The sequence below is a fragment of the Streptomyces sp. KL109B genome, assembly GCF_030766935.1.
Classification (GTDB): domain Bacteria; phylum Actinomycetota; class Actinomycetes; order Streptomycetales; family Streptomycetaceae; genus Streptomyces.
The window spans coordinates 186,023-210,820 of record NZ_JASERL010000010.1 but is presented as its reverse complement, the minus strand read 5'-3'; the positions used below and the strand labels follow the sequence as shown (position 1 = coordinate 210,820).

General features: G+C 70.9%; 25 protein-coding genes and 1 tRNA gene. 17 read left to right on the top strand and 9 right to left on the bottom strand.

Annotation, left to right across the window (positions count from 1 at the left end; genetic code table 11):
- Positions 1-2: 2 nt before the first annotated feature.
- Both glpR and RBJ65_RS30065 read left to right on the top strand, forming a co-directional pair.
- Positions 3-1,232, top strand: a complete 1,230-nt coding sequence (gene glpR, locus RBJ65_RS30070; protein ID WP_306323554.1) for a gephyrin-like molybdotransferase receptor GlpR — start codon at positions 3-5, stop codon at positions 1,230-1,232.
- A 91-nt stretch (positions 1,233-1,323) separates the two neighbouring features.
- A tRNA-Ala gene (locus tag RBJ65_RS30065) sits at positions 1,324-1,397 on the top strand.
- Between the two features lie 73 nt (positions 1,398-1,470).
- On the opposite strand, the gene RBJ65_RS30060 is transcribed toward RBJ65_RS30065, so the two are convergent.
- Positions 1,471-1,980: a GNAT family N-acetyltransferase gene (locus tag RBJ65_RS30060; RefSeq protein ID WP_306323555.1), complete on the bottom strand. Its 510-nt coding sequence runs from the start codon at positions 1,978-1,980 to the stop codon at positions 1,471-1,473.
- On the opposite strand from RBJ65_RS30060, the gene RBJ65_RS30055 reads away from it, so the two are divergent.
- Together RBJ65_RS30055 and RBJ65_RS30050 are read left to right on the top strand one after the other, a co-directional pair.
- Entirely contained in the window at positions 1,979-2,848 is an 870-nt protein-coding gene (locus RBJ65_RS30055) for an exodeoxyribonuclease III (protein ID WP_306323556.1), read from the top strand. The two genes, RBJ65_RS30060 and RBJ65_RS30055, sit on opposite strands and share 2 nt — an antisense overlap.
- A gap of 154 nt (positions 2,849-3,002) precedes the next feature.
- Complete coding sequence (locus tag RBJ65_RS30050) at positions 3,003-4,016, top strand: DUF6528 family protein (protein WP_306323557.1); 1,014 nt, start codon at positions 3,003-3,005, stop codon at positions 4,014-4,016.
- Here RBJ65_RS30050 and RBJ65_RS30045 read toward each other — a convergent pair.
- Positions 4,005-4,643, bottom strand: coding sequence for a MerR family transcriptional regulator (locus tag RBJ65_RS30045; RefSeq protein WP_306323612.1), 639 nt, complete (start codon positions 4,641-4,643; stop codon positions 4,005-4,007). The two genes, RBJ65_RS30050 and RBJ65_RS30045, sit on opposite strands and share 12 nt — an antisense overlap.
- A gap of 179 nt (positions 4,644-4,822) precedes the next feature.
- Here RBJ65_RS30045 and RBJ65_RS30040 point away from each other — a divergent pair, with 179 nt between their 5' ends.
- From RBJ65_RS30040 to RBJ65_RS30025, 4 genes are all read left to right on the top strand, one after another.
- A complete protein-coding gene (locus RBJ65_RS30040) occupies positions 4,823-6,361 on the top strand; it encodes an NAD(P)/FAD-dependent oxidoreductase (RefSeq protein ID WP_306323558.1) in 1,539 nt (512 codons plus the stop codon).
- Positions 6,358-7,341, top strand: coding sequence for an alpha/beta fold hydrolase (locus tag RBJ65_RS30035; RefSeq protein ID WP_306323559.1), 984 nt, complete (start codon positions 6,358-6,360; stop codon positions 7,339-7,341). Before RBJ65_RS30040 ends, RBJ65_RS30035 begins: the two co-directional genes overlap by 4 nt.
- The gene (locus RBJ65_RS30030) at positions 7,338-8,213 is read left to right on the top strand and encodes an SDR family oxidoreductase (protein ID WP_306323560.1); all 876 of its coding nucleotides are present in this window, start codon (positions 7,338-7,340) and stop codon (positions 8,211-8,213) included. The genes RBJ65_RS30035 and RBJ65_RS30030 overlap by 4 nt, the downstream gene beginning before the upstream one ends.
- A gap of 91 nt (positions 8,214-8,304) precedes the next feature.
- The gene (locus RBJ65_RS30025) at positions 8,305-8,487 is read left to right on the top strand and encodes a hypothetical protein (RefSeq protein WP_306323561.1); all 183 of its coding nucleotides are present in this window, start codon (positions 8,305-8,307) and stop codon (positions 8,485-8,487) included.
- Between the two features lie 161 nt (positions 8,488-8,648).
- Here RBJ65_RS30025 and RBJ65_RS30020 read toward each other — a convergent pair whose 3' ends face one another.
- Positions 8,649-11,972 carry a S41 family peptidase gene (locus RBJ65_RS30020; protein ID WP_306323562.1) on the bottom strand — a complete coding sequence of 1,108 codons (3,324 nt, stop codon included), beginning with the start codon at positions 11,970-11,972 and terminating at the stop codon, positions 8,649-8,651.
- Between the two features lie 138 nt (positions 11,973-12,110).
- On the opposite strand from RBJ65_RS30020, the gene RBJ65_RS30015 reads away from it, so the two are divergent.
- A complete protein-coding gene (locus tag RBJ65_RS30015) occupies positions 12,111-12,698 on the top strand; it encodes a TetR/AcrR family transcriptional regulator (protein WP_306323563.1) in 588 nt (195 codons plus the stop codon).
- Between the two features lie 101 nt (positions 12,699-12,799).
- The gene (locus RBJ65_RS30010) at positions 12,800-14,986 is read left to right on the top strand and encodes an MMPL family transporter (protein ID WP_306323564.1); all 2,187 of its coding nucleotides are present in this window, start codon (positions 12,800-12,802) and stop codon (positions 14,984-14,986) included.
- Here the strand turns inward: RBJ65_RS30010 and RBJ65_RS30005 are convergent.
- On the bottom strand, positions 14,976-15,332 hold the full coding sequence (locus tag RBJ65_RS30005; RefSeq protein WP_306323565.1) for an SsgA family sporulation/cell division regulator: 357 nt from the start codon (positions 15,330-15,332) through the stop codon (positions 14,976-14,978). The two genes, RBJ65_RS30010 and RBJ65_RS30005, sit on opposite strands and share 11 nt — an antisense overlap.
- Positions 15,333-15,440: 108 nt before the next feature.
- Between RBJ65_RS30005 and RBJ65_RS30000 the strand changes: the two genes are divergently transcribed.
- Genes RBJ65_RS30000 through RBJ65_RS29990 form a run of 3 tightly spaced genes read left to right on the top strand, consistent with a single transcriptional unit; the run spans position 15,441 to position 18,038 of the window.
- Positions 15,441-16,502 (top strand): energy-coupling factor ABC transporter permease, encoded by a 1,062-nt coding sequence (locus RBJ65_RS30000; protein ID WP_306323566.1) that lies wholly within the window; start codon positions 15,441-15,443, stop codon positions 16,500-16,502.
- A 1-nt stretch (position 16,503) separates the two neighbouring features.
- Positions 16,504-17,265, top strand: a complete 762-nt coding sequence (gene cbiQ, locus RBJ65_RS29995; RefSeq protein WP_306323567.1) for a cobalt ECF transporter T component CbiQ — start codon at positions 16,504-16,506, stop codon at positions 17,263-17,265.
- Positions 17,253-18,038, top strand: a complete 786-nt coding sequence (locus RBJ65_RS29990) for an energy-coupling factor ABC transporter ATP-binding protein (protein WP_306323568.1) — start codon at positions 17,253-17,255, stop codon at positions 18,036-18,038. The genes cbiQ and RBJ65_RS29990 overlap by 13 nt, the downstream gene beginning before the upstream one ends.
- 72 nt (positions 18,039-18,110) lie before the next feature.
- On the opposite strand, the gene RBJ65_RS29985 is transcribed toward RBJ65_RS29990, so the two are convergent.
- Both RBJ65_RS29985 and RBJ65_RS29980 read right to left on the bottom strand, forming a co-directional pair.
- A complete protein-coding gene (locus RBJ65_RS29985) occupies positions 18,111-18,773 on the bottom strand; it encodes a Uma2 family endonuclease (RefSeq protein ID WP_306323569.1) in 663 nt (220 codons plus the stop codon).
- A 60-nt stretch (positions 18,774-18,833) separates the two neighbouring features.
- On the bottom strand, positions 18,834-19,100 hold the full coding sequence (locus RBJ65_RS29980; RefSeq protein WP_306323570.1) for a GntR family transcriptional regulator: 267 nt from the start codon (positions 19,098-19,100) through the stop codon (positions 18,834-18,836).
- A 75-nt stretch (positions 19,101-19,175) separates the two neighbouring features.
- Here RBJ65_RS29980 and RBJ65_RS29975 point away from each other — a divergent pair, with 75 nt between their 5' ends.
- Genes RBJ65_RS29975 through RBJ65_RS29960 form a run of 4 tightly spaced genes read left to right on the top strand, consistent with a single transcriptional unit; the run spans position 19,176 to position 21,635 of the window.
- Entirely contained in the window at positions 19,176-19,403 is a 228-nt protein-coding gene (locus RBJ65_RS29975) for a hypothetical protein (RefSeq protein WP_306323571.1), read from the top strand.
- Positions 19,400-19,633, top strand: coding sequence for a hypothetical protein (locus tag RBJ65_RS29970; protein WP_306323572.1), 234 nt, complete (start codon positions 19,400-19,402; stop codon positions 19,631-19,633). The genes RBJ65_RS29975 and RBJ65_RS29970 overlap by 4 nt, the downstream gene beginning before the upstream one ends.
- Positions 19,623-20,795, top strand: a complete 1,173-nt coding sequence (locus RBJ65_RS29965) for a serine hydrolase domain-containing protein (RefSeq protein WP_306323573.1) — start codon at positions 19,623-19,625, stop codon at positions 20,793-20,795. The genes RBJ65_RS29970 and RBJ65_RS29965 overlap by 11 nt, the downstream gene beginning before the upstream one ends.
- Positions 20,796-20,804: 9 nt before the next feature.
- Entirely contained in the window at positions 20,805-21,635 is an 831-nt protein-coding gene (locus tag RBJ65_RS29960; RefSeq protein WP_306323574.1) for an SDR family NAD(P)-dependent oxidoreductase, read from the top strand.
- On the opposite strand, the gene RBJ65_RS29955 is transcribed toward RBJ65_RS29960, so the two are convergent.
- The 3 genes from RBJ65_RS29955 to RBJ65_RS29945 all read right to left on the bottom strand — a co-directional run bounded on the left by RBJ65_RS29955 (position 21,553) and on the right by RBJ65_RS29945 (position 24,650).
- Positions 21,553-22,404 (bottom strand): DMT family transporter, encoded by an 852-nt coding sequence (locus RBJ65_RS29955; protein WP_306323575.1) that lies wholly within the window; start codon positions 22,402-22,404, stop codon positions 21,553-21,555. The genes RBJ65_RS29960 and RBJ65_RS29955 overlap by 83 nt on opposite strands.
- Positions 22,401-22,889: a YbaK/EbsC family protein gene (locus RBJ65_RS29950; protein WP_306323576.1), complete on the bottom strand. Its 489-nt coding sequence runs from the start codon at positions 22,887-22,889 to the stop codon at positions 22,401-22,403. The genes RBJ65_RS29955 and RBJ65_RS29950 overlap by 4 nt, the downstream gene beginning before the upstream one ends.
- Positions 22,890-22,955: 66 nt before the next feature.
- Positions 22,956-24,650 carry a penicillin-binding transpeptidase domain-containing protein gene (locus RBJ65_RS29945; protein ID WP_306323577.1) on the bottom strand — a complete coding sequence of 565 codons (1,695 nt, stop codon included), beginning with the start codon at positions 24,648-24,650 and terminating at the stop codon, positions 22,956-22,958.
- Between the last annotated feature and the right edge of the window lie 148 nt (positions 24,651-24,798).

The following is a 24,798-nucleotide window of genomic DNA, read 5'->3' as shown; positions in this document are numbered from 1 at the left end:
GCGTGAGCAGCAGCGGCCTCATCTACGCAGTCATCGTCGGGGCCTGGGCCGCCTACTTGGTGCCGATGTGGCTCCGTAGGCAGGACGAGTTGAACGAAGCCCGTCCGACGGAACGCTTCAGCACCGCCATCCGGCTTCTCTCCGGCCGGGCGGGCATGGAGCGCCGGTACGCCAAGGACCTGCAGGCGCGCTCGCCCGAGTCGGACGAGCGGCGCGGCGACCCGGCCGACCCGGACGCGCCCACCGAAGGGGTGGACGTCCGGGACCTCGGCATGTCCCCGTCCGGGGAGCGGCACCTCCCCCAGACCGGGCGAGAACGCCGCGAACGCCCCGATTCCGCCCAGGAGTTCACGCGGCCGGACCGTGAGCGGACGGAACCCGCCCGCGAGTCCGAGCCGGCGGCCGAACCCCCGGCCCCCGCCAAGTCCCGCTCCGCCCGCGCCGCTTCCGCGGCTGCCGCCGCCGAGGCGCAGGCCGCCCGCGCCCGCCGCACCAAGGTGCTCGCGCGCCGCCGCCGCACGACCGTGCTGCTCTTCGTCGCCTTCACCGTCGGCGCCGTCGTCGCCGCGGTCGGCGGCGTCGCCTTCCTGTGGGCGCCCGCGGCCCCGGCCGTGCTCCTCAGCGCGTACATCGTCTATCTGCGCACCCAGGAACGCCGCCGCTTCGCCTATGTCATGGACCGCCGCCGTGCCGAGGTCGCCGCGCAGCGACTGCGGGAGCGCCAGCCGCGCAGGCGGCAGCCCGCCGCGGCGCGCACCGCGGCCGAGGACCCGGAGGAGGGCCCAGCGCAGGACGAGACGGCCACCGACCCCGGCCTCGAGGCCCTCGCCGCCGACCGCCGCGCCCTCGTCGAGCAGACCGACCATCAGGAGTGGGTCGACCAGCAGCGCGAACGCCAGCGCCACCCCGGCCCCGGCGACAGCTGGGACCCCGTCCCGGTGCCGCTGCCCACGTACGTCACCGCCCCCGTCGCCCCGCGCGCCACCGGCGGCATCGACTACAACGCCCCCGAGACGTGGAGCTCCGCCCGCTCCTCCGCCGCGGAACAGGCCGCGCAGCGCGAGCCGGTCGCCGAGCCCGACCCGGAGCCGGTCGAGCCGGTGGCCGACGACGGACGCAGCGACGCCCGCCGCGCCGCCTCCGCCCGCCGCTCCCGCGAGCGCGGACGCACCCCGCTCTTCGACCAGTTCGACGAGGACACGGACGGCCGGCCGCGCGCCGCCAACGAGTGAGCCGGACCACATCGAAGCCCTCCCGGCTGACCAGCCAGGGAACGGATTTCCAAGCACCCGGATCGGGGTGCTAGAGTTTCACTCGTTGCAAGGGCCTGTGGCGCAGTCCGGTAGCGCACCTCGTTCGCATCGAGGGGGCCAGGGGTTCAAATCCCCTCAGGTCCACTGCAATGAAAGCCCCGACGGGAAACCGTCGGGGCTTTCGCGTATCTACGGAGCCCCCCGAAGGGGGGCCTGCCTACAGCGGCTTCGCGAAGCAGCGGCTCAGTTCGTCGAACCGGTAGTGGCCGAACTTGGCGCACGGCTCGTACCCGCTCGACATGTAGAGGGCTATCGCCTCCGGCTGCTTGGTGCCGGTCTCCAGGACCATGCGGGTGCGGCCCGCCGCGCGGGCGTCCTCCTCCAGCGCCGCGAGGATGCGCCGCGCGAGACCCAGGCCGCGTGCCTCCGGGGTGACGTACATGCGCTTCAACTCGGCGTCCCCGTCCGCGTACCCCTCGTTGTTCTCCTCCTGTGAGCGCCAGCCGCCGGTCGCCAGCGGTGTGCCCGAGGCGTCGTACGCGAGCAGGTAGAGGCCGTGCGGCGGGGCGAACATCGTCGGGTCCAGCGGCGTGATGTCGCCCTCGTCCCCGTACCGCTCCGCGTATTCGAGCTGGACGCGGTCGTTCAGGGCGATCGCGTCGGGGTGGGCGAAGGGGGTGGGGTGCAGGGTCGGGGCGGGCGCGACTCCAAGGGGGTGAATAGACATGTGTTCCATCGTATCTCTATGCGGATGCTTACCGTCGGGTTGTCCAGTCTGCCGGTATCGTGCCGGGGTGCTGACTGTGACATCTGTGAACGTGAACGGGCTTCGCGCCGCCGCCAAGAAGGGCTTCGTGGAGTGGCTCGCCGAGACCTCCGCCGACGCCGTCTGCCTGCAGGAGGTGCGCGCCGAGCCGCACCAGTTGCCGGACAGTGTGCGCGAGCCCGAGGGCTGGCACGTCGTGCACGCCCCGGCCGCCGCCAAGGGGCGGGCCGGCGTCTCCCTCTATACGCGGCGTGAGCCGGAGCGCGTGCGGATCGGCTTCGGGGCGGCGGAGTTCGAGGACAGTGGGAGGTACGTGGAGGTGGACCTGCCGGGGGTCACCGTCGCCAGCCTGTACCTGCCCTCCGGTGAGGTCGGGACCGAGCGTCAGGACGAGAAGATCCGGTTCATGGGGGAGTTCCTGCCCTATCTGAAGGGGCTGCGCGAGCGGGCCGCCGCCGACGGGCGTGAGGTCGTCGTCTGCGGCGACTGGAACATCGCGCACCAGGAGGCCGACCTCAAGAACTGGAAGGGCAACAAGAAGAACTCCGGCTTCCTGCCGGAGGAGCGCGAGTGGCTGTCCTCCGTCTTCGACGCGGCCGACGGCGGCTACGTCGACGTGGTGCGGGCGCTGCACCCGGACGTCGAGGGGCCGTACTCGTGGTGGTCGTACCGGGGGCGGGCCTTCGACAACGACTCGGGTTGGAGGATCGACTACCACGTGACGACGCCGGGGCTCGCCCGGCGTGCGGTGAAGGGGTACGTCGAGCGGGCCGCCTCGCACGACGAGCGGTGGTCGGACCACGCGCCCGTGACCGTCGTCTACGAGTAGGCGGATAGGCGGATAGGCGGGTAGGCGAGTGGGCGGGTAGGGGAGTGGGTGGCGGGGGCGTCGCGGGGGTTTCGTTCTCCGTGTGCGGCGTGGGAGCTTTTGGGCGTGTGCATGGCGAGGTCATGGCCAACTGCCGTAAGCCCGGGGGGTTTTCGTGCCGCAGTACTCGCGAAGAGGGATCCTGTTCGGGGCCGCCGGGATCGGGGCCGGTGTCGCGCTCGGGGGCGCGGGGAGGGCCGCGGCCGCGGCTCCTGGGCGGCTGCCGCCCGTCCTCGTCACCGAGCAGGCGAGCAAGCGGATACTCGTGATGGATTCGCGGGTGGACGTGTGGGATCCCGAGGTGGAGCCGGGTGTGGTGCGGTGGGGGTTCTCGCCCGTGGGGGATGCCAGGTATCGGGATGTGGTGCCCGATGTGAGCTGGGTGTATCCGAGTGAGGCGAAGGTGCGGCGGTACCGGGGGCGGACCTTTGTGCTGACCACCGCGTCGTTCGGGTTCGTGGGGGTCGTGGAGTGGCCGAGCGGGCGGCGGTACTGGGCCGGGGCGCTCGGGCCGGGGGACGATCTGGTCAATCCGCACACCGCCGAGATCATGCCGGACGGGAATGTCGCCGTCGCGTGCAGCACGGGGGCTCTGGTGCGGTTGTACGTAGCTTCGCTCGGGCCGCACTCCACGCGGTACGTCGACGCCGGGCTGAAGGGGGCGCACGGGCTGCACTGGGACGGCGAGCGGGGTGTGTTGTGGGCCATGGGGGACGACGAGTTGGTCGTTTATGAGGTGGCCGGGTCGCGGGTGCGGCCCGCGCTCGTGCCGCGGTTCTCCGTGCCGCTGCCCGTCGCGACGCCCGGGAAGTCGGCCGGTGGGCACGATCTGTTTCCGGTGGCGGGGGTGCCGGGGCGGATGTGGGTGACGACCAGCGCGTCCGTGTTCCAGTACGACATCGCGAGCCGGAGCTTCGTGCGGGACTTCGCGGGGGCCGGGGAGATCGTCCGTAAGTCCGTGAAGTGTGTCGGGGACGATCCGCGGACGGGGCGGGTGGTGACGACCGTGCCCGAGAAGGGGCTCGGGGAGACCTGGTGGACGACGACCGTGAGCCTGCACCGGCCGGTCGGGGCGTACAAGTATGTCAACGGTGGGATCTATAAAGCCCGTTGGTGGCTACCGAGGTGAGGTGGTGGTGGCGTCGGGGGCGTCCAGCCTGCGGTCCATCGCAAGGGACAGTTCCGCCTCCACCACGCCCTTCGCCAGCGGGCGCAGGCGGTCGATGTCCTTGTCGGGGGCGTAGGCCGCGACGAGGTCGGTGAAGAGGCCCGCCAGGGCTTCGGCGTGGTCGCGGACCCTCTTGGCCGCGGCCAGCACCTCGGCGAGCGGGATGCCCTCGCGGACCAGGGCCGCCGAGATGTCGAGCAGGCGGCGGCTGATGTGCACGATGTCCTCGCCGTCGACGCCCAAGTAGCCCAGGTCGAAGGCGGCTTGGAAGTTCTCGGGCGTGACGTCGTCGCCGAAGTAGTCGGCGAGTTCCGTGGCGGAGAGGCGGACCGGGATCTCCTCCGTGGGCTGCATGCCCAGGAGTTCGGCGACGTCGCGGCCGCGGTCGAAGGCCTCCGACAGTTCGCTGATGCCGTTGAGGGTGTGGCCGCGCTCCAGGAGCGCCGCGATCGTGCGCAGCCGTTCCAGGTGCGAGTCGTCGTACCAGGCGATGCGGCCCTCGCGGCGCGGCGGCTTGATGAGTCCGCGCTCGCGGTAGAAGCGCACGGTGCGGACCGTGATGCCGGCGGCCTTCGCCAGTTCCGCCATGCGGTACTCGCGCTTGCCCTCGTCGTCCCCTGTCGCTGGTTCTCCCACGGTGGAAACCCTAAGCCGTACTGCCGGTAACTTTCCTGTGTCCAACCCCTACCCATGAGTACGTAGAAGCTCTACTCTCCGAATTACGCCAGTGTTCACTGGCAGAGTCGTGCGGCAAGGGAGGCGCCGGGATGGCCGAGCAGGAGCACGAACACGTACGAGTGGCGGTGATCGGGTCCGGGTTCGGCGGGCTCGGCGCGGCGGTCAGGCTGCGGCGCGAGGGGATCACCGACTTCGTGGTCCTGGAGCGGGCCGACGCGGTCGGCGGGACCTGGCGCGACAACAGCTATCCGGGATGCGCCTGCGACGTGCCGTCCCACCTCTACTCGTTCTCCTTCGCCCCCAACCCCGACTGGCCGCGCACGTTCTCCGGGCAGGAGCACATCTGGGAGTACCTGGAGCACGTCGCCGACACCTTCCGCCTGCGGCCGCACATCCGCCTCAACTCCGAGGTCAAGGAGATGCGTTGGGACAGCGAGAAGCTGTGGTGGGTGATCGAGAGCGCGAGCGGGATGCTCACCGCCGACGTCGTCGTCTCCGCCACAGGCCCGCTCTCCGACCCCAAGACGCCGGCCATCGACGGGCTCGACACCTTCCCCGGCAAGGTCTTCCACTCCGCGCGCTGGGACCACGAGTACGAGCTGCGGGGCAAGCGCGTCGCCATGATCGGGACGGGTGCCTCGGCCATCCAGATCGTGCCCGCCATCCAGAAGGAGGTCGGGCGCCTCACCCTCTTCCAGCGCACCCCGCCGTGGGTGATGCCGCGCGCCGACCGGGCCATCACCAAGGCGGAGCGCTGGCTGCACCGGCAGCTGCCCTTCACCACGCAGGCGCGCCGCGGATTCCTGTGGGGCATCAGGGAGTTGCAGGTCCAGGCGTTCACCAAGCGGCCGGGTGAGCTGGGCGCCGTCGAGCAGCTCGCCAAGCGGAACATGTACCGGGCGGTCAAGGACCCGGGGCTGCGCGCCAAGCTCACGCCGGACTACCGCATCGGCTGCAAGCGGATCTTGCTCTCCAACACGTACTATCCGGCGCTCGCCCAGCCGAACGTCGACGTCGTCGCGTCCGGCCTGAAGGAGATCCGCGGGAACACCCTCGTGGGCGCCGACGGCAGCGAGGCCGAGGTCGACGCGATCGTCTTCGGCACCGGGTTCCACGTCACGGACATGCCGATCGCCGACCGGGTCGTCGGCGCCGAAGGCGACACGCTCATGCAGTCGTGGAAGGGCGGCATGAAGGCGCTGCGCGGCGCCACCGCCGCCGGGTTCCCGAACTTCATGACGATCATCGGGCCGAACACCGGCCTCGGGAACTCCTCGATGATCCTGATGATCGAGGCCCAGCTGAACTACATGGCCGACTACCTGCGGCAGCTGGACGTGCTCGGTGGCCGCGCCGCCCTGAACCCCCGCGAGAGCGCCGTCAACGGCTGGAACAACCGCGTACAGGACCGCATGAAGCGCACCGTGTGGAACACCGGCGGCTGCGACAGCTGGTACCTCGACGAGAACGGCGTCAACACGACGGTGTGGCCCGGCACCACGACCGAGTTCCGGCACGCCACCAAGCGCGTCGACGTCGGCGAGTACGAGGTGGTGCGCGCGCCCGCGCCGACGCCGCCCGGGACACGTACCAACAACAAGAAGAAGGCCAAGGTGACCGCCTCGTGAGCCGCCTGATGCGTCATGTCGTGACCGGGCCGTACGCGCCGCCCGTCGCCGCCCGCGAACTGTCCGTGACCTCCGCCGACGGGGCATCCCTGTACGTCGAGGTGCACGGCCCCGAGAACGCCCCGGCCGTCGTGCTCTCGCACGGCTGGACCTGCTCGACGGCGTTCTGGGCCACGCAGGTGCGGGCCCTCGCCACCGACCACCGGGTGATCGTGTACGACCAGCGGGGGCACGGCCGCAGCCCGGCCGTCACCCAACTCCCGTACACCACCGAGATGTTGGCCGACGACTTGGCGGCCGTGCTCGACGCGACGCTCGCGCCGGGGGAGCAGGCGGTGCTCGCCGGGCACTCCATGGGCGGCATGACGATGATGGCCGCCGCCGACCGCCCGAAGTTCCGGGAGCACGCGGCCGCCGTTCTGCTGTGCAGCACCGGGAGTTCGCGGCTCGTCGCCGAGGCGACCGTGGTTCCGCTGCTGCGGGAGAGCGGGCTGCGCACCCGGATCACCCGCGCGATCCTCGGGTCGAAGGCGCCGCTCGGCCCGGTCACGCCGGTCGGGAAGAAGGTCCTCAAGTACGCGACGATGGGCCCGGCCTCGGCCCCCGACAAGGTCGAGGCGTGCGCGCGGATCGTGCACGCGTGCCCGCGCGGCGTCCGGTACGGCTGGTCGCACGTGCTCGAACACCTTCAACTGGACGGCGGCGTCGAGCGGTTGACGATGCCGGTGGCCGTCGTCGCCGGGACCGCCGACCGGCTCACGCCCGTCGCGCACGCCCGGCGGATCGCCGCCGCGCTGCCCGACTGCGTGGGCCTGACCGAGCTGCCGGGGCTCGGCCACATGACGCCCGTCGAGGCCCCCGAGGCCGTCACGGCGAAGATCCGGGAACTCTCGCAGAAGTACGTGGACACGCAGTCGCAGTCGCAGCCGCAGTCACAGAAGCCGCAGTCGCAGAAGCAGAAGGGGGCGGATGCCGCATGAGCAAGGTCAGTCTCGAAGGTCAGGTCGCGGTCGTCACGGGAGCCGCGCGCGGTGTGGGCGAGCTGCTCGCGCGCAAGCTGTCGGCGCGCGGAGCGAAGATCGCGCTGATCGGCCTGGAGCCGGACGAGTTGAAGCAGGTCGCCGGGCGGCTGCACTCCGACGCCGACTGGTGGCACGCGGACGTCACGGACCACGTGGCGATGGCGCGGGTCGCGGAGGAGGTCAAGGAGCGGTTCGGGAAGGTCGACATCGTCGTCGCCAACGCGGGTGTCGCGACCGGTGGGCCGTTCGTCGACTCCGACCCGGTCGCGTGGCGGCGGGTCATCGAGGTCAACCTCGTCGGCTCCGCCGTGACGGCGCGCGCCTTCCTGCCCGTACTGACCGAGTCGCGCGGCTACCTGCTGCAGATCGCCTCGCTCGCCGCGCTCACGCCCGCGCCGATGATGACCGCGTACTGCGCGTCGAAGTCGGGCGTGGAGGCGTACGCGCACGCGCTGCGCGCCGAGGTCGGCTACAAGGGTGTGCGGGTCGGTGTCGGCTATCTGTCGTGGACGGACACCGACATGGTGCGCGGCGCCGACCAGGACGACGTGATGCGCGAGCTGCGCCAGCAGCTGCCGTGGCCGACGAACAAGACGTATCCGCTGGGTCCGGCCGTCGACCGGATCGTGGCGGGCATCGAGCGGCGGTCCGCGCATGTGTACGGGCAGTGGTGGCTGCGGGGCATGCAGGGGATCCGCGGCTATCTGCCCTCGGGGATCGGGGTCGTGGGCGCGCAGCGGATGCGGCGCTTCGAGGGGCGGCTCGGTGGGGTGCCGAAGGGGCTCGTGGGGGCCGGTGGGGCCGCCGATGAGACGGCGCGGGGGCGTTGAGCACGGTCCGTTATTGATCGAAATGCGCTGAATGGGGGGTCGTGTCAGGCTGGTCGAGGCCCATCCCCCATCCTTCACGGAGTGCAATCAAATGGGTATCGCTGACCAGTTCAAGGACAAGGCCGAGGCGCTGCAGGACAAGGCCAAGGAAGCCATGGGCGGCTCCGAGGGCAAGACCGACGAGGCCAAGGACCGGGCGAAGGACGCCGCGGATCAGGGCAAGGAGAAGGCGCAGGATGCGGCGGATGAAGCGCGGGAGCGCTTTGACCGGTGACCTCGCCTGAGCGTGTCGTTGGGCCCACCCGTGGTTTCGGGTGGGCCCAACGCCTTTGCCTTGTTCGCGGCCCCCGTCCTCCTACGCCTCGGGGCTCCGCCCCGGACCCCGCGCCTCAATCGCCGGCGAGGCTGGAAGAGCCCGGGGCGGAGTCCCGGGGGTTAGCGAGGGGGGAGGGTGGGGCGGCGGCGGTCGGGGACGGTGGAGTAGTCGGGGGGTGTGGTGGCGCCTTGTTCGGACAACAGGTTCAGCGCCAGCGTCACCGCATCGTCGAGTTGTGCGTAGCGGCCCTCCGCCCAGTCCAACGGAGTGCGCAGCGCCTCGAAGTCCGGTTCCACGCCGTGGTTTTCGACGGACCAGCCGTACTGGGGGAACCACGCCGCGTTCATCGGCACCGTGATCACCGTGCCGTCGCCGAGGGTGTGGCGGCCGGTCATGCCGACGACGCCACCCCACGTGCGCTGCCCGACGACCGGGCCCAGGGCGAGGAGTTTGAAGGCCGCCGCGATCATGTCACCGTCGGACGAGGTCGCCTCGTCGGCCAACGCCACCACCGGGCCGCGCGGGGCGTTCGAGGCGTAGGAGACCGCTTGCGCGTTGCGTGTCAGGTCCCAGCCGATGATTTTGCGGGTGAGTTTCTCGACGACGAGTTCGCTGATGTGCCCGCCTGCGTTGCCGCGTACGTCGACGATGAGCGCGGGGCGGGACACCTCCATGCGCAGGTCCCGGTTGAACTGGGCCCACCCGGAGCCGCCCATGTCGGGGATGTGCAGATAGCCGCACTTGCCGGCGCTCAACTCCCGTACCACCGCCCGCCGTTTGGCCACCCAGTCCTGGTAGCGCAGGGGCCGTTCGTCGACGAGGGGGACGACCGCGACCCGGCGGGGGCGGCCGCCGCCCTCCGCGGAGGTGAAGGTGAGCTCGACCGTCGTGCCGCCCGCCCCCGCGAGCAGCGGGTACGGGCCCGCCACCGGGTCGACCGGGCGGCCGTCGATGTGCGTGAGGACCGCGCCCTCGCGGATGCCGGTGCCGGCCAGCGGGGAGCGGGCCTTGGAGTCGGAGGAGTCGCCGGGGAGGATCCGGGTGACCGTCCAACCCTCGTCCCTGCGGATGAAGTTGGCGCCGAGGAGCCCCTGCGCGCGCTGGTAGTGCGGCGGCCCTTCGTTGCGGCGGGCCGCGGCCACATACGCGTGGGAGGTGCCGAGTTCGCCCAGCACCTCCCGTAGGAGATCGGCGAACTCGTCGGGGGACGCCACCCGTTCGACGAGCGGGCGGTACTGGTCGAGCACCGCGTCCCAGTCGATGCCGCACATCCGCGGCTCCCAGAAGTACGCGCGGATGATGCGGCCCGCCTCGTCGTACGCCTGCCGCCACTCGGCCGCCGGATCGGCCTCGTGCAGGATGCGGCGCAGGTCGATCCAGACGGTGGAGTCGGCGTCGCCCGCCTCCGTGGACGGCACCGCCTCCAGCTCGCCCTCGTCGACGACGACGAGCCGCGTCCCGTCGCCGCTGACCGCGAACCAGTCCATGTGCGGGACGAGGACCGACTTCTTGCCCTTCGCCAAGTCGAAGTGTTCCAGGGTGGGTTGGGCGGACGGGTCGGCCGGGTTGGCGAAGGTCTCGCCGAGCGCGCCGGAGATGGGCCAGCGGAGCCACACCAGGCCGCCCCCCGAAACCGGGTGCAGCGCCGAGTACTTGGACGCCGAGACCGGGAACGGGACGACGCGGTTGGACAGGCCCTCGATCTCCACGGTCGGCGTCCCGTCCCCCTCCGGTTCGTCGACGGGGTCCAGGCCGCCCGCCGCCGTCCGCCCGTCCGGCGAGAGCGCGAACGGGGACGGCGTCGCGGACGACAGCGGCACGAGATAGGGGCGGCAGCCCAGCGGGAAGGAGAGGTCGCCGGTGTGCACGTCGTAGACCGGGTCGAAGCCGCGCCAGGAGAGAAAGGCGAGGTAGCGGCCGTCCCGCGTGAACACCGGGTTCTCGTCCTCGAAGCGGCCGTTGGTGACGTCGACGATCGTCGTGGCCCCGCTCTTGGCGGCGCTCTTGTCCGCGCCGAGCGCGGTGGAGCCGCCGCCCCGGTTGATCCGGGCCATCTTGATCTGCCGCAGCGAGCGGCCGATCCCCGGGTGCGACCACGTCAGCCATGCCCCGTCGGGGGAGAAGGCCAGATCGCGGACCGGGCCGTTCGTCGAGCGGATCAGCTCGGTGACCTCGGGCGCCTCCAACGGCTCCTCGCCACCCTCCTCCGATACGTCGATCAGGAGCAGCCGCCCGTCGTTCGAGGCGATCGCGAGCCGTTCGCCGCCCGGGTCGGAGACCAGTTCCTGTACGCGGCCGAGCTCCCCGGAGGCGAACCGGCGCGGCCTCCGGTCGCCGCTGGCGCGCGGCAGGTAGGCGATCTCGATCGCGTCCTCGCCGTCGGCGTCCGTCACGTACGCGACCTGCCCGCCGGAGCCCAGCATCTCCGGCAGCCGTACCCGCACGCCCGGGGTGTCCGCGATGGTGCGGGCGGGCCCGTCGCGGTGCGTGAGCCAGTACAGGCTGCCGCGTACGACGACGGCGCTGGCCCGGCCCGTCTCGTCGACGGAGAGCGAGTCGAGGTGCTGGGCGGCGGGCACCTGGTAGCGGCGCCGCCCCGTGTGCGGACCGCCGAGCCGCACCCGCAGCTTGCGCGGCACCGAGTCCGGTTCGAGGTCGTCGAGGATCCACAGGTCGCCCGCGCACTGGTAGACGACGCGGCCGCCGTCGGTGGACGCGTGCCGGGCGTAGAAGGCGTCGTGGTCGGTGTGGCGGGTGAGGTCGGTGCCGTCGGGGCGGCAGGAGTAGACGTTGCCGACGCCCTCGTGGTCGGAGAGGAACGCGATCCGGCCGTTCACGAACATCGGGTCGTCGAGATGCCCGTCGAGGTCGGCGAGGATGCGCTGCCCGTGCACCCACAACCGGCCCTGCGCGCCGCCCCGGTAGCGCTTCCACGCGGCCGGCTCGTGCGGCGGCGTACCCGTCAGGAGCAGGGTCTGCCGCTCCCCGTCGATGTCGGCGACCTGGATGTCGGAGACCGGGCCCCACGGCAGCTTGCCGCCGGGGGAGCCGTCGGTGGGGACGCTGTAGGCGAAGGTGAAGTACGAGAACGGTTCGCCGTGCGAGGCGACCGCGAGCACGTGCCCGTCCGGCGACCAGCCGCGCACCTGCGTGTCCACGCTGCCCCAGTACGTGAGGCGGCGCGCGGAGCCGCCGTCGACCGGCGCCAGGTGGATCTCCGGGTCGAGGCTGCGCCACGTCGTGTACGCGAGGTGCCGGCCGTCGGGGGAGAAGCGCGGGTGGCTGACCTTCGTACGGTCGACGGTGACCCGCCAGGCCCGCGTCGAGCCGTCGAGCGGTGCCACCCACAGGTCGTCCTCGGCGGCGAAGCACAGCCGCTCGCCGCTGATGTGCGGGAAGCGCAGGTACGCCGGGCCGTCTGCATCGTCAATCGCCTCAGTCACCTCCTCATGCTTTTCCGCGCGGCGGGCTCCGGCAACCGGGACCCGGATGTGGCGCACCGCACGTACGAAACCGTTTCGTTTCGCTAGTGGCCGGGGTACTTTTATGGCGTACGAATCACGAGAGGTCAGGTGGGTGTCATGGTGGCGGAGGCAGCGTCGCGCCGCAGCCGGATCACGCCCGAGCGCGAGGCCGAGCTGTACGGCGCCGTGCTCGAACTTCTCTGTGAGGTCGGCTACGACGCCGTGACGATGGACGCCGTGGCCACCCGCACGCGTTCCAGCAAGGCCACGCTCTACCGCCAGTGGGGCGGGAAGGCCGAGCTGGTGGTGAAGGCACTGCGGAGCCAGAAGCCGCAGTTCGACGAGATCGACACCGGCTCGCTGCGCGGTGATCTGCATGCGATGGCGCTCCGCGAGGACGACTGTCACATGGAGCAGAACAGCGCGCTGATGCGCGGCCTGATGGTGGCCGTGCACGCCAACCCCGATCTCCTCGCGGCCTTCAAGGAGTGGATCGTCGAGCCCGAGATGACGGGGGTCGACCGGATGCTGCGCAGAGCCGTGGACAGAGGCGAGGTCCGGGCAGACAACCCGGCGCTGAACTATCTGATCCACATGCTGATCGGCGCGTTCGTCACCCGCACGCTCATCGACGAGCAGCCGCCCACGCAGGAATACCTCGTCTCGTACATCGACGCTGTGGTCCTCCCCGCCCTCAGCGCCTGACCCTTCCCCATAGTTCCACCTGACGTACAACCGCTCATGTCGTCGGGCCGATCTCCCCTGCCCTGTTGCACCCGACTCGACCTGACCGGGAGTACGCCTCCGTGGCCACATTCCTCTACAAGCTCGGCAAACTCGCCTTTCGCCGACGGCACTTCGTCGCCCTGATCTGGGTGGCGCTGCTCACCCTCGCGGGTGTCGGCGCCGCGTCCGCGCCGACCGCCGCCTCCAGTTCCTTCTCGATCCCGGGGACCGAGGCGCAGAAGGCCTTCGACCTGCTCGACCAGCGCTTCCCCGGGTCCGCCGCCGACGGGGCCACCGCCCGCGTCGTCTTCGAGGCGCCGAAGGGGGAGAAGCTCACCGACCCGGCCAACAGGGCCGACATCCAGGACACCGTCGCCGAGCTCAAGTCGAGCTCGAAGCAGGTGGCGTCCGTCGCCGACCCGTTCCTCGCCAAGACGCTCAGCAAGGACGGCACGATCGCCTACGCATCGGCGACGTACAAGGTCTCCTCCATGGAGCTGACCGATGCCGACCGGGACGCGCTGCAGGAGGTCATCGACGAGGCGAAGCAGACCGGTCTGACCGTCGAGGTCGGCGGGGACGCGCTCCAGGCCATGCCGGAGACCGGCGCCACCGAGGTCATCGGCATCGCGATCGCGGCCGTGGTCCTGGTGATCACTTTCGGTTCGCTGATCGCGGCGGGGCTTCCGCTGCTGACCGCGCTGATCGGCGTAGGCATCGGCGTCTCCACGATCACGGCGCTGGCCAACGTGCTCGACCTGGGCTCCACCACCTCCACGCTCGCGATGATGATCGGCCTCGCCGTCGGCATCGACTACGCGCTCTTCATCGTGTCCCGGTACCGGGCCGAACTGGCGGAGGGCCGGGAGCGCGAGGAGGCGGCCGGGCGGGCCGTCGGGACGGCGGGTTCCGCGGTCGTCTTCGCGGGCCTCACCGTCGTCATCGCGCTCGTCGGCCTCGCCGTCGTGAACATTCCGATGCTGACCAAGATGGGTGTGGCCGCGGCCGGCACCGTCGCCATCGCGGTGCTCATCGCGCTCACCCTGATCCCGGCGCTGCTCGGCTATGTGGGCAAGCGCGTCCACGGCCGCAAGGCCCGTAAGGACCTGGGTGAGAAGGCGGAGCCCAAGGTCAACATGGGCACCCGCTGGGCCCGCTTCGTGCTGCGCCGCCCCGTCGCCGTCCTGATCGTGGGCATCCTCGGCCTCGGCGCCGCGGCCGTCCCGGTCGCCTCGCTCGAACTCGGCCTGCCGGACGACGGTTCGCAGCCGACCAGCACCACCCAGCGCAAGGCGTACGACCTGCTCTCCGAGGGCTTCGGGCCCGGCTTCAACGGGCCGCTCATGACGGTCGTCGACGCCAAGGGTTCGGACGACCCGAAGGCCGCCGTCTCCGAGGTGGTCCGGGAGATCAAGGGCACGGACGGCGTCGCGGCCGTCACCCCGCCGACCTTCAACAAGTCCGGGGACACCGCGGTCATCAGCGTCGTCTCCAAGTACCAGCCGTCGTCCGTCGACACCGAGAACGTCGTGCACGACATCCGCGACGCGGGCGCCGACATCAAGGCGGACACCGGCGCCGAGCTGAGCGTCACCGGCTCCACCGCCATGAACATCGACGTCTCGCAGAAGCTCAACGACGCGCTGATTCCCTACCTGGCGCTCGTCGTCGGCCTCGCGTTCCTGCTCCTGATGGTGGTCTTCCGCTCGATCCTGGTCCCGCTGAAGGCGGCGCTCGGCTTCCTGCTGTCCGTGCTCGCGGCGCTCGGCGCCGTCGTCGCGGTCTTCCAGTGGGGCTGGCTCGGCTCGCTGTTCGGCGTCGAGCAGACCGGCCCGGTCATGTCGATGATGCCGATCTTCATGGTGGGCGTGGTCTTCGGCCTCGCGATGGACTACGAGGTGTTCCTCGTGACGCGCATGCGGGAGGCGTACGTCCATGGGGAGCGGCCCGCGCAGGCCGTCGTCACCGGGTTCAAGCACGGGGCGCGGGTGGTCACGGCCGCGGCGATCATCATGATCGCGGTGTTCGCGGGCTTCATCGGCAGCTCGGAGCAGATGGTGAAGATGATCGGCTTCGGCCTCGCCATCGCCGTCTTCTTCGACGCGTTCGTCGTCCGCATGACGCTGGTTCCGGCGGTGCTCGCGCTGCTCGGCAAGAAGGCCTGGTGGCTGCCGAAGTGGCTGGCGAAGGCGCTTCCGAACGTGGACGTCGAGGGCGAGGGCCTGCGGACGGCTGCCGCCGAGGACCGGGAGCTCGTCAGCGCTTGACGTTTTGCGGCGCAGTCGGGGCGGCGGCCGTGTACGTCCGACGCAGAAAGCGGATCAGTGCTTTCACGTCGAACTGCACGACCGTCGCTTCGTCCGGTTTTTCGGGCGAGTGGAACTCGATGACCGCTTGCGCACGCCCGCAGGGCCAGATCCGGACGTTGTCGCCGGAGGCGGGGGATCGTAGACCGCGTTCGAGCAGTTCACGTGGGAACGACCACTCCCCGGAGCCGGGCAGAGTGACCTGGACGGTTGCGTCGGCGCAGCGCAGTACGGTCGGGATGCTTCGTCCCGCATCGGGGGAATCCGTGACGACGCGGGCTCGCGCGTACTGCTCGACAAGGGTCATGACACTAAATGTCGCATATGTCGTGGTGTACAGGACGGGCGAAGCCGGGCCCAGTTGGTGCCGGGAGGCTCTTGCAAGCCGTTCGCAACAAGCCTCTATCATCGAACGATGCATGTCCCTGACGGATTCATCAACGCCCCCGTGTCGGCCGCCACGGGCGTCGTCGCCGCGGGCGCCGTCGCCGTCAGCCTGCGCGGCGCCCGCCGCGAACTCGGCTCGGAGCGGGCCGCGCCGCTCGCCGGACTCGTCGCGGCCTTCATCTTCGCCGTGCAGATGCTCAACTTCCCCGTCGCGGCGGGGACCAGCGGACACCTACTGGGCGGGGCGCTGGCCGCGATACTCGTGGGCCCCTACACAGGGGTCCTCTGCGTATCCGTGGTCCTGCTCATGCAGGGCGTGCTGTTCGCCGACGGCGGCCTGACCGCGCTCGGCGTGAACATCACCGACATGGCGATCACGACCACCGTCGTCGCCTACCTCGTCTTCCGCGGCCTCGTGAAGGTGCTGCCGCGCACCCGCCGCTCCATCACCGTGGCGTCCTTCGTCGCGGCGTTGCTTTCGGTCCCGGCGGCGGCCGTCGTCTTTACGTTGATCTACGCCATCGGCGGCACGACCGACGTCTCCATCGGCAAGGTCGCCACCGCGATGGTCGGCGTGCACGTCCTCATCGGCATCGGCGAGGCCGTGATCACCGCGCTCACCGTCGGCGCCGTCGTCGCCGTCCGCCCCGACCTCGTGTACGGGGCCCGCGGCCTGCACCAGCCGCTGAAGCTGAAGGTGAACGGGGAGCTGGTGGACGCGCCCGCGCCGGTCGGGGCTCCGGTGGCCGCGGCCCGCTCGCACCGCAAGGTCTGGCTCATCGGCCTCGCCGCCTCCCTCGTCCTCGCCGGCTTCGTCTCCTTCTACGCCTCGGCCAGCCCCGACGGCCTGGAGAAGGTCGCCCACGACAAGGGCATCGACCGCACCGAGAAGCAGCACGCCTCCTCCGACTCCCCGCTCGCCGACTACGGCGTGAAGGACATCACCGACGCCCGCCTCTCCGGCGGCCTCGCCGGGATCATCGGCGTCGGCGTCACCGTCGTCGCCGGAACCGGGATCTTCTGGGCGCTGCGCAGGCGCCGTACGAGCGACGCGGCCTCGACCGAGGTCCGTACGAAGGAGACCGTCTGACATGGGCGCCGGTCACGCCCACCGCCTCTACCGCGCCGGGTCCACCCCCGTGCACGCGCTGCCCCCGCACACCAAGCTCGCGGCCGTCTTCTGCTTCGTGATCGTGGTCGTCTCGACCCCGCGCGAGGCGGTCTGGGCGTTCGGCCTGTACGCGGTGCTGCTCGCGGCGGTCGCGTACGCGGCGCGGGTGCCGGCCGGATTCCTGCTGAAGCGGCTCCTGATCGAGGTCCCGTTCGTGGCCTTCGCGGTGCTCATGCCGTTCGTGGCGGAGGGTGAGCGCGTCCAGGTGCTCGGGATGTCGCTCAGCGAGAGCGGGCTGTGGGGCGCGTGGAACGTGCTCGCCAAGGGCACACTCGGTGTCGCCGCGGCGGTCCTTCTCGCCTCGACGACCGAACTGCGCGAACTGATCCTGGGGTTGCAGCGGCTGAAGCTGCCCCCACTCCTCGTACAGATCGCCTCGTTCATGATCCGCTACGGCGATGTGATCACCGACGAGATGCGCCGCATGAAGATCGCCCGCGAGTCGCGCGGCTTCGAGGCGAAGGGCGTACGGCACTGGGGCGTGCTCGCCAAGTCGGCGGGCGCGCTGTTCATCCGCTCCTACGAGCGTGGGGAGCGGGTGCATCTGGCGATGGTCAGCCGGGGATACGCCGGATCGATGCCGGTGATCGACGATCTCCGGGCGACGCGGGCGCAGTGGTCGTCGGCGCTTGCCCTGCCGTGTGCGGCGCTGGCCGTGTGTCTGTTGGGATGGACGCTGTGACTACTTCTGTGCCCGATTCCGTGCCCGCTTCTCTTGATGTGTCGGGCCTCGCCTTCGCCTACCCCGACGGGCACCAGGCCCTCTTCGGCGTCGACCTCGCGATCGGCAAGGGCGAGCGGGTCGCGCTGCTCGGGCCGAACGGCGCGGGCAAGACGACCCTCGTGCTGCACCTCAACGGCATCCTGACCGGCGGTGCGGGCACGGTGACCGTGGCCGGACTCCCCGTGGACAAGCGGAACATGGCGGAGATCCGCCGCAAGGTCGGCATCGTCTTCCAGGACCCGGACGACCAGCTGTTCATGCCGACGGTGCGGGAGGACGTGGCGTTCGGTCCGGCGGCGGCCGGGAGCAAGGGCGCGGAGCTGGAGGCGCGAGTCCGCAAGGCGCTGGCGGCGGTCGGCATGGAGGAGTTCACCGACCGGCCCCCGCACCACCTCTCCTTCGGTCAGCGACGCCGGGTCGCGGTGGCGACGGTCCTCGCGATGGAACCCGAGATCCTGGTCCTGGACGAACCGTCCTCCAACCTCGACCCCGCCTCGCGCCGCGAACTCGCCGACATCCTGCGGTCGTTGGACGTCACGGTCCTGATGGTCACGCACGACCTGCCGTACGCCATGGAGCTGTGTCCGCGCGCGGTGATCCTCAGCGGTGGCGAGATCGTCGCGGACGGCGCGACGGGTGACCTCCTCATGAACGAGGAGCTGATGGCGGAGCACCGCCTGGAGCTGCCGTTCGGCTTCGACCCGAGGTCGGTGGCCGGGAAGGCGGCGTAGCCAAGGTGCCTGGTCGGAAACATGTCGCACTGGTACGTGTAAGTGCGACATGTTTCGGGGCTGGGGGTCGGATCAGAGGGCCAGGTCATCCCAAGTGATGCTCAGGTTGAACGGCTCGGGGAACTCGATGCCGAGGCCGGCCGGTTCCCATTCGCCGACGGGTACGTAGAGCGCGGGGCGCAACGGTTTGACGGGGAGTCCGGCCTGGTCCAGGGCGGCGAGGCCGTACGCCCGCACCGCCGTGACGTCCCACGTGTCGCCGGAGTCGAGCTCGACCTCCCAGTACCAGGGGATGCCGCCCTCGGCGTACCGGTTCATCTTCCACTGCCTGCGCTTGGGGGTGTCCGAACCGGAGAGCACCTCGCCCACCAGGACGGTGTCACCGACGAAGGTCTCGGATCCGCGGGGCAGGCAGCGGCGGACAAGGAAGTCGGGCGTGAGGAAGGAGGACTTGTCGGGCGTGAAGAAGACGTTGGTCTCCGTCCCCACCTGCCAGCAGCGCTCCTCCCTGCCGCCGGATTCGTCGCGCATGGCGCGGCCGGCGTTGACCTTGAGCGCGTTGCGCATGAGTACGGAGAGTTCCTGGTGTTCCATCGCGGGGCGCCTGTTCCACACGACCCTGCCCTGCCAGAGCTCGATGTCCTTGGCGATGTCGCCCGGAAGGTCGTCCAACTCCTCCCAGGTCATCGCCTCGGGCAGGTTGAATCCGGATGCCTCGTGAGTGCTCGCCGGCATGCCGCCTCCACGGTTCGTGTCCCGCTGTCTTCAAGGTAACGGCACAGGCGGGGGCGAACGTCACGCCCGCGTAGGCGGATTCTTGGCCACGAAGGAGCCCTTGCCGCGGACGGTGACGATGAGTTCGCGCTCGCGGAGTTCCCGCATGGCACGGGAGACCGTCATACGGGCGACCCCGTAGGTCTCGGTGAGCGCCAGCTCGCCCGGCAGCCGTGCGCCGGGTGCCAGGTCGCCCGCGGCGATGCGCCGCTGTATGTGGTCGGCGATGACGATGTACACGAGCTCGGGCCCGTGCGGATCGATGGCCGGAACGTCCAGATCTCCCATACCGGCCACCGTACGACCCTCCTGACCTGCGAACGCACCTAGAGTCCTCGCCAGTTGTCTAGAGATGCCTACATCGTGGCCGCACGGCCCCGGCAGGGGCACCGCCCCACCGAGAAGGGCAGCCGCATGGCGAACCTCATCCCACCGGCGCTCGACTGCGTGAACCTGCTGCTCGCCCACCGGCTGGTCCGCCCCTACGTCATTGCCGCCGAACAGGCCGCCCGTAGGCGGGAGTTGCTGCTCGCCGACTTCGGGGCCGACGGTCCTGGTCCGTACGTAATTCACGGCGTGGAGGTCGCATGAGCACGCCCAAGACGGTGTACGTCATCGGGGATCCGGCCCGGTTGGAGATGGCGGAGGTGCTGCTCGGGCACGCCCGGGAGTTGGTGGACGAGGCGGGCCCCGCCGAGCTGCGGCACCTCGTGGCCGAGCTGACGTGCGCGCTCGCGGACACGCTGCGCGTAGCCGTACGCGGCCGGGAGCTGCGGGAAGTTTCCGGGCCGCACGAGTGTTCCCGCCCTCGTGAGCAGTGAGGTAAAGGGCCTGGTGGCCGACGGCTTCGAGGCCGTCAGGGACGCGTTCGTACGGAACTTCGAGGCGCTGGGGGAGCGCGGCGCGGCGGTCGTCGTGTACCGGGACGGCCGCAAGGTCGTCGACCTGTACGGCGGTACGCGCGACGTCGACGGGGACGCGCCCTGGGAGCCGGACACCGCCCAGATCCTCCGCTCCGGCACCAAGGGCATCGCTGTCGCGGCCCTTCTCCTCCTCCGCCAGCGCGGCGAACTCGACCTCGACGCGCCGGTCGGCTCGTACTGGCCCGAGTTCAAGGCGCACGGCAAGGAGGACGCTCGCGTACGGGACGTGCTCGCGCACCGGGTGGGTGTGCCCGCGCTCGACCGCCCGCTGACCGTCACCGAGGCGGCGGACCAGGACCTCGCGGCGGCGGCCGTCGCGGCGCAGGAACCGTTCTGGGTCCCGGGAACGGACCACGGCTACCACGCGCAGACGTACAGCTGGCTCACGGCGGAACTGGTGCGGCGGGTCACGGGCCGGTCGATCGGCGAGTACGTCGCCGAACAGATCGCGGGCCCGGTGGAGGCGGACCTATGGATCGGCCTCCCTCCCACGCAGGCCCACCGGGCGGGACGCGTTGGCCCCGTCGAACCCCCGGCCACCGCGGGCGGCCTCCGCTCCCGCCCCAAGCGGGCCATCGCCGAGGCGTACGACAACCCGGACTCGCTCACCCGCCGCGCCTTCGGCACGATCGCCCCGGCGGCGGACGAGAACGACCCGGCGTACCGCGCCGCCCAGCTCCCGGGCTCCAACGGCGTGGGTACGGCGGAGGGGCTGGCGCGCTTCTACGCGTCGCTGATCGGTGATGTGGAGGGCGGGGTACGGCTGTTCAGCCCGGATACGGCTCAACTCGCCCGCACGGAAGCCTCCTCGGGCCCCGACCGTGTCCTGATCTCCCCCTCCCGCTTCGGCCTCGGCTACATGCTGCACGGCGTGGCCTCCCCTCTCCTCTCCCCGAACTCCTTCGGCCACCCCGGCCGCGGCGGCGCCCTCGGCTTCGCCGACCCGGAGTCGGGGATCGCGTTCGGATACGTAACGAACGGCATGCAAAAGGGAGTTACCGCCGACCCGCGGGCGCAGGCGTTGGTGAAGTCTGTGCGGGAGGCACTGAACGCGGGCTAGCGTCCGCCCATGAAGCGATTCGAGGGGTACGGGGTTCTGATCACCGCCGCCGGTCGCGGCATCGGCGCCGCCACGGCGCGGCGGCTGGCCGAGGAGGGCGCGGGCGTCGTCGTCAGCGACGTCGACGAGGGGGCGGCGGGGAAGGTGGCCGCGGAGATCCGTGAACGGGGCGGTACGGCAAGGGAGTTCGGCTGCGACGTGGCGGACCGGGGTGACATCGAGGCGGCCGTCGCGTATGCGGTGGAGACCTTCGGGCGGCTCGACGTCCTCGTCAACAACGCCTGCGCCTGCCACTCCGACGCGGCGCTCTTCGAGGACGAGGACGACGAGGTGTGGGCCCGCGACCTCGACATCACGCTCACGGCGGCGTACCGGTGTGCGCGGGCCGCGCTGCCGCACCTGGTCGCCTCCGGCCGCGGGGCCATCGTCAACATCGGCTCCGTGAACGGGATTCAGGCGTGGAGCAATCACGCGTACAGCGCGGCGAAGGCGGGGCTCGGGTCGTTGACGCGGACGTTGGCCGGCCACGCGGGGCCGCGCGGGGTGCGGGTCAACCTTGTGGCGCCGGGCACCGTGCGTACCACGGCGTGGGCGGGGCGGGACGAACAGCTCGACGCGATGCGGAAGTTGTACCCGTTGGGTCGGGTCGGGGAGCCGGGGGACATCGCGGCGGCGTCACCGCGGTCAGCCCCGGCTTCACGGCCTTCCGCGGTTAACGCCCCGGGGCTCCGCCCCCGGTGCGCAACCACGGGTGACGTCAACCGGCGTGCAGCATCAACCCGATACCCGCCACCATCACACCCGCCGCCACAATCCTCGGCGCCCCGAACCTCTCCTTGAAGAAGACCGCCCCGATCGCCGCCCCGACGATGATCGACGACTCCCGGAGCGCGGAGATGGGCGCAAGGTCCGCCCGCGTCTGCGCCCACAACACCAACCCGTACGCCAGCACCGAAAGCCCCGCCCCCAACAACCCCCGCAGCGCGAACGGCCGCAACCGCTCCACCAGCTCCCCGCGCCAGCGGTACGCCGCGAACACCGGCACCGCCACCCCCTCCAGCACCATCAACCACGCGATGTACCCCAGTGACGACCCCGAGGCCCGCACACCCAGCCCGTCCACCACGGTGTACGAGGCGATCGAGACACCCGTCGCCAGCGCAGCGCCAAGTGCCCGCCAGTCCGGCCGCCGCCCCGACCCCCGCAAGCCCCACACCGCGAGCCCGGTCAGCCCCGCGCAGGACACCGCGACCCCCGCCGCCTGCCACCCACCCGGCACCTCGCCCGCGAAGGCCGCCGCGAGCACCGTCACCACCAGCGGCGCCGTGCCGCGCGCGATCGGGTAGGCCTGGCCGAAGTCGCCGAGCTTGAACGACGTCATCAGCAGCACGTAATAACCGACATGGATCAGCGCCGACGCGACCAGATATGGCCACGCCCCGGCCGCCGGCAGTGGCGCGAACACCGCCAGCACCAACCCGATCAGCGTCCCGCCGCCCGATATGAGCGTGAAACCGACCAGCTTGTCCGTGATGTGGTGGGCCAGCGCGTTCCAGGACGCATGTGTGACCGCGGCGAGCAGCACCGCCGCCGCGACCACCGGAGTCATGCGCGCACGTCCACGAGCGCGGCGCCCGCGTGCGAGACCAACTCCTTGGGCTCCATGGGGAACACGGCGTACGGATTTCCGGCGGCCGCCCACACCGTGTCGTGGTTCAAGAGTGACCGGTCGGCCAGCACCCGCGTCTTGTTCACGTGCCCGAAGGGCGGTACGCCGCCGATCGCGTACCCGGTGAACTCCCGCACCACGTCCGCCTTCGCGCGCGTCACCTTCTCCGCGCCCAGCTCCTCGCGTACGAGATCCAGATCGACGCGGGAGGACCCGTCCATCAGGACGAGCACCGGCACCCCGTCCGCCGCGAAGATCAACGACTTGCAGATCTGGCTGAGTTCGCAGCCGATCGCCGCAGCCGCCTCCTGCGCGGTGCGGGTCGCTTCGGGGAAGCGCCGCACCCGCGGCAGGAGTTCGGTCAGGCCCATGGCGGTGGCCGCTTCGGCGAAACGGGGGTGTGCCGCACTTTCCGTAGACGTCATGCCCCGCACGCTAGCCCTACGTGTACGGGCCACGCGACCCCGTATCGCCTCGCGGTCGGCCAGGAACTAGCCGCCGGCCAGCAGCATCTTGCGTACGACGGGACCGGCCGAGTCGCCGCCGTGCCCGCCCTGCTGCACCACGGCCGCCGCCGCGAGATCGCCGCGCCAGGCCGTGAACCAGCCGTTGGGGTCCTTCTGCCCGTCGACCTCCGCCGAACCGGTCTTGGCGCCCATGTCGGAGCCGAGCCCGGACATCGGCTTGACCGCCGTGCCGGCGATCGCCGTGTAGTGCATCAGCTCCCGCAGCTTCGAGGCCGTCGAGGAGGAGATCGGCTTCGCGGCCTTGGCGAGCGTACGGTCGTCGACGTCAGGCGAGACGAGGTACGGCTGGTGGAAGGCGCCCGCCTTCACGGTCGCGGCCACCGACGCCATGTTCAGCGGGTTCATGCGGACGCCGCCCTGGCCGATCAGCGAGGCCGCCATCTGCGCGTCCGACTGCACCGGCACCGCGCCGTCGAAGCTCGGCACCCCGATCGACCAGTTGTCGCGGCCGAGGCCGAAGACCGACTGCGCCTGCTTGGTCAGCGAGTCGTCGTCGAGCTTCGGGGCCTGGCTGATGAAGGCCGTGTTGCAGGACGCGGCGAAGCTCGCCTTGAACGTGCCGTCCTTGATCTGGAACTTGTCGTCGTTCTGGAACTTCCAGTGCCCGTACGTGAAGTACTTCGGGCACGGGTGCTTCTTGTCGACGTCGGTGATGTTCTTGTCCAGGAGCATCGAGGCCGTGATGACCTTCATCGTCGAGCCGGGCGCGAGCGAGCCCTGGAACGCCGTGTTGAAGCTCGGGTTGGAGTTCGCGACGGCCAGGATCTCGCCGGTCGACGGTTTCACGAGGACGACCGAGGCCTTCTTGCGGTCGGCGACCTGCTCCTCGGCGGTGGCCTGGAGCTTCGGGTCGAGCGTCGTCTTCACGGTGCCCGGGGTGCCCTTGGAGAGGGTGAGCAGCGTCTTGTCGGGCAGCGCGTTCTTCTCCGACTTGCCGTCCTCGTCGGCCGACTGCTTGCGTACGACGCGCAGTTCGACGCCCGCGGTGCCGCCGGCCGTCTTGCCGTACTTGTCGCGCAGGCCGTCGACGACGGTGCCGAGCGAGGGGTACTTCTTCGTGTCCAGCTCGCCGCCAGACCGGTCCACGGCCTTGACCGGCGGATCGCCCGCCTCGCCGGTCTCCAGGTGGTCGCCCTCCTTCAAGTCCGGGTGCAGCACGGAGGGCTGCCAGTCGACGAAGACCTTGCCGTCGCTCTTGCGCCGCTCGGCGGTGAGCGCCGAGTCGTACGCGAAGGGCTTGGTCAGCTCCTTGTACGAGACGGTGGACGTGACGTGGAAGGGGACCTCGGCGCCCTTGCGGGTGCCGGGGGCCAGCTTCAGGTCGGTGAGGTGGGCGTCCTTGGTGAGGTCGGCGAGCGCCTTCTTCGCGGCGGTGGGGTCGTTCGTGTACGTGGCCGCCTTCGCGGCGTTCCCGTGCTGCCAGGCGGTGAGGAAGCCGTCGGCCGCCGCCCGTACCTCCTTGGCGGTCGGCGGGCCCGAAGGGATCTCCGGCTTGCCGTCGTCGGCCGACGCCGAGGTGCTGCCCGCCGGTTCGCCGCTCCCGATCAGCGCGTACGCGCCGACGCCTGCCCCGATGACGGCGACGGCGGCGACGCCACCGATCACCAGGGCGTTCGTGTTGCGCCGGGTCTCACCGCGACGCCTGCCTCTGCTGCCCACCTGAGTCCTCCGGAGATCTACGGGTGGCCCAGGGTACGGGGTGGTCCTGAGCGCACTTCCCGTAGGACTGAACGACGTGGGAGGTAGGAGCGATGCGTCGGTTCACCGCTGTTGAGGGATTGTTACGCCCGGGGCTGTACGCGCCCGT

Bases quoted from the DNA above. Each gene is read 5' to 3' on its own strand.
- RBJ65_RS30040 (WP_306323558.1), top strand. From the start codon at position 4,823: ATGGCCGAGCAGGAGCACGAACACGTACGAGTGGCGGTGATCGGGTCC.
- RBJ65_RS30025 (WP_306323561.1), top strand. From the start codon at position 8,305: ATGGGTATCGCTGACCAGTTCAAGGACAAGGCCGAGGCGCTGCAGGAC.
- RBJ65_RS30045 (WP_306323612.1), bottom strand. From the start codon at position 4,643: ATGGCGGAACTGGCGAAGGCCGCCGGCATCACGGTCCGCACCGTGCGC.
- RBJ65_RS29985 (WP_306323569.1), bottom strand. From the start codon at position 18,773: ATGCCGGCGAGCACTCACGAGGCATCCGGATTCAACCTGCCCGAGGCG.
- RBJ65_RS29960 (WP_306323574.1), top strand. From the start codon at position 20,805: ATGAAGCGATTCGAGGGGTACGGGGTTCTGATCACCGCCGCCGGTCGC.
- RBJ65_RS30055 (WP_306323556.1), top strand. From the start codon at position 1,979: ATGTGTTCCATCGTATCTCTATGCGGATGCTTACCGTCGGGTTGTCCA.
- RBJ65_RS29970 (WP_306323572.1), top strand. From the start codon at position 19,400: ATGAGCACGCCCAAGACGGTGTACGTCATCGGGGATCCGGCCCGGTTG.
- RBJ65_RS29950 (WP_306323576.1), bottom strand. From the start codon at position 22,889: ATGACGTCTACGGAAAGTGCGGCACACCCCCGTTTCGCCGAAGCGGCC.
- RBJ65_RS30060 (WP_306323555.1), bottom strand. From the start codon at position 1,980: ATGTCTATTCACCCCCTTGGAGTCGCGCCCGCCCCGACCCTGCACCCC.
- RBJ65_RS29955 (WP_306323575.1), bottom strand. From the start codon at position 22,404: ATGACTCCGGTGGTCGCGGCGGCGGTGCTGCTCGCCGCGGTCACACAT.
- RBJ65_RS30030 (WP_306323560.1), top strand. From the start codon at position 7,338: ATGAGCAAGGTCAGTCTCGAAGGTCAGGTCGCGGTCGTCACGGGAGCC.
- cbiQ (WP_306323567.1), top strand. From the start codon at position 16,504: ATGGGCGCCGGTCACGCCCACCGCCTCTACCGCGCCGGGTCCACCCCC.
- RBJ65_RS29990 (WP_306323568.1), top strand. From the start codon at position 17,253: ATGGACGCTGTGACTACTTCTGTGCCCGATTCCGTGCCCGCTTCTCTT.
- RBJ65_RS30005 (WP_306323565.1), bottom strand. From the start codon at position 15,332: ATGACCCTTGTCGAGCAGTACGCGCGAGCCCGCGTCGTCACGGATTCC.
- RBJ65_RS30000 (WP_306323566.1), top strand. From the start codon at position 15,441: ATGCATGTCCCTGACGGATTCATCAACGCCCCCGTGTCGGCCGCCACG.
- RBJ65_RS30015 (WP_306323563.1), top strand. From the start codon at position 12,111: ATGGTGGCGGAGGCAGCGTCGCGCCGCAGCCGGATCACGCCCGAGCGC.
- RBJ65_RS29980 (WP_306323570.1), bottom strand. From the start codon at position 19,100: ATGGGAGATCTGGACGTTCCGGCCATCGATCCGCACGGGCCCGAGCTC.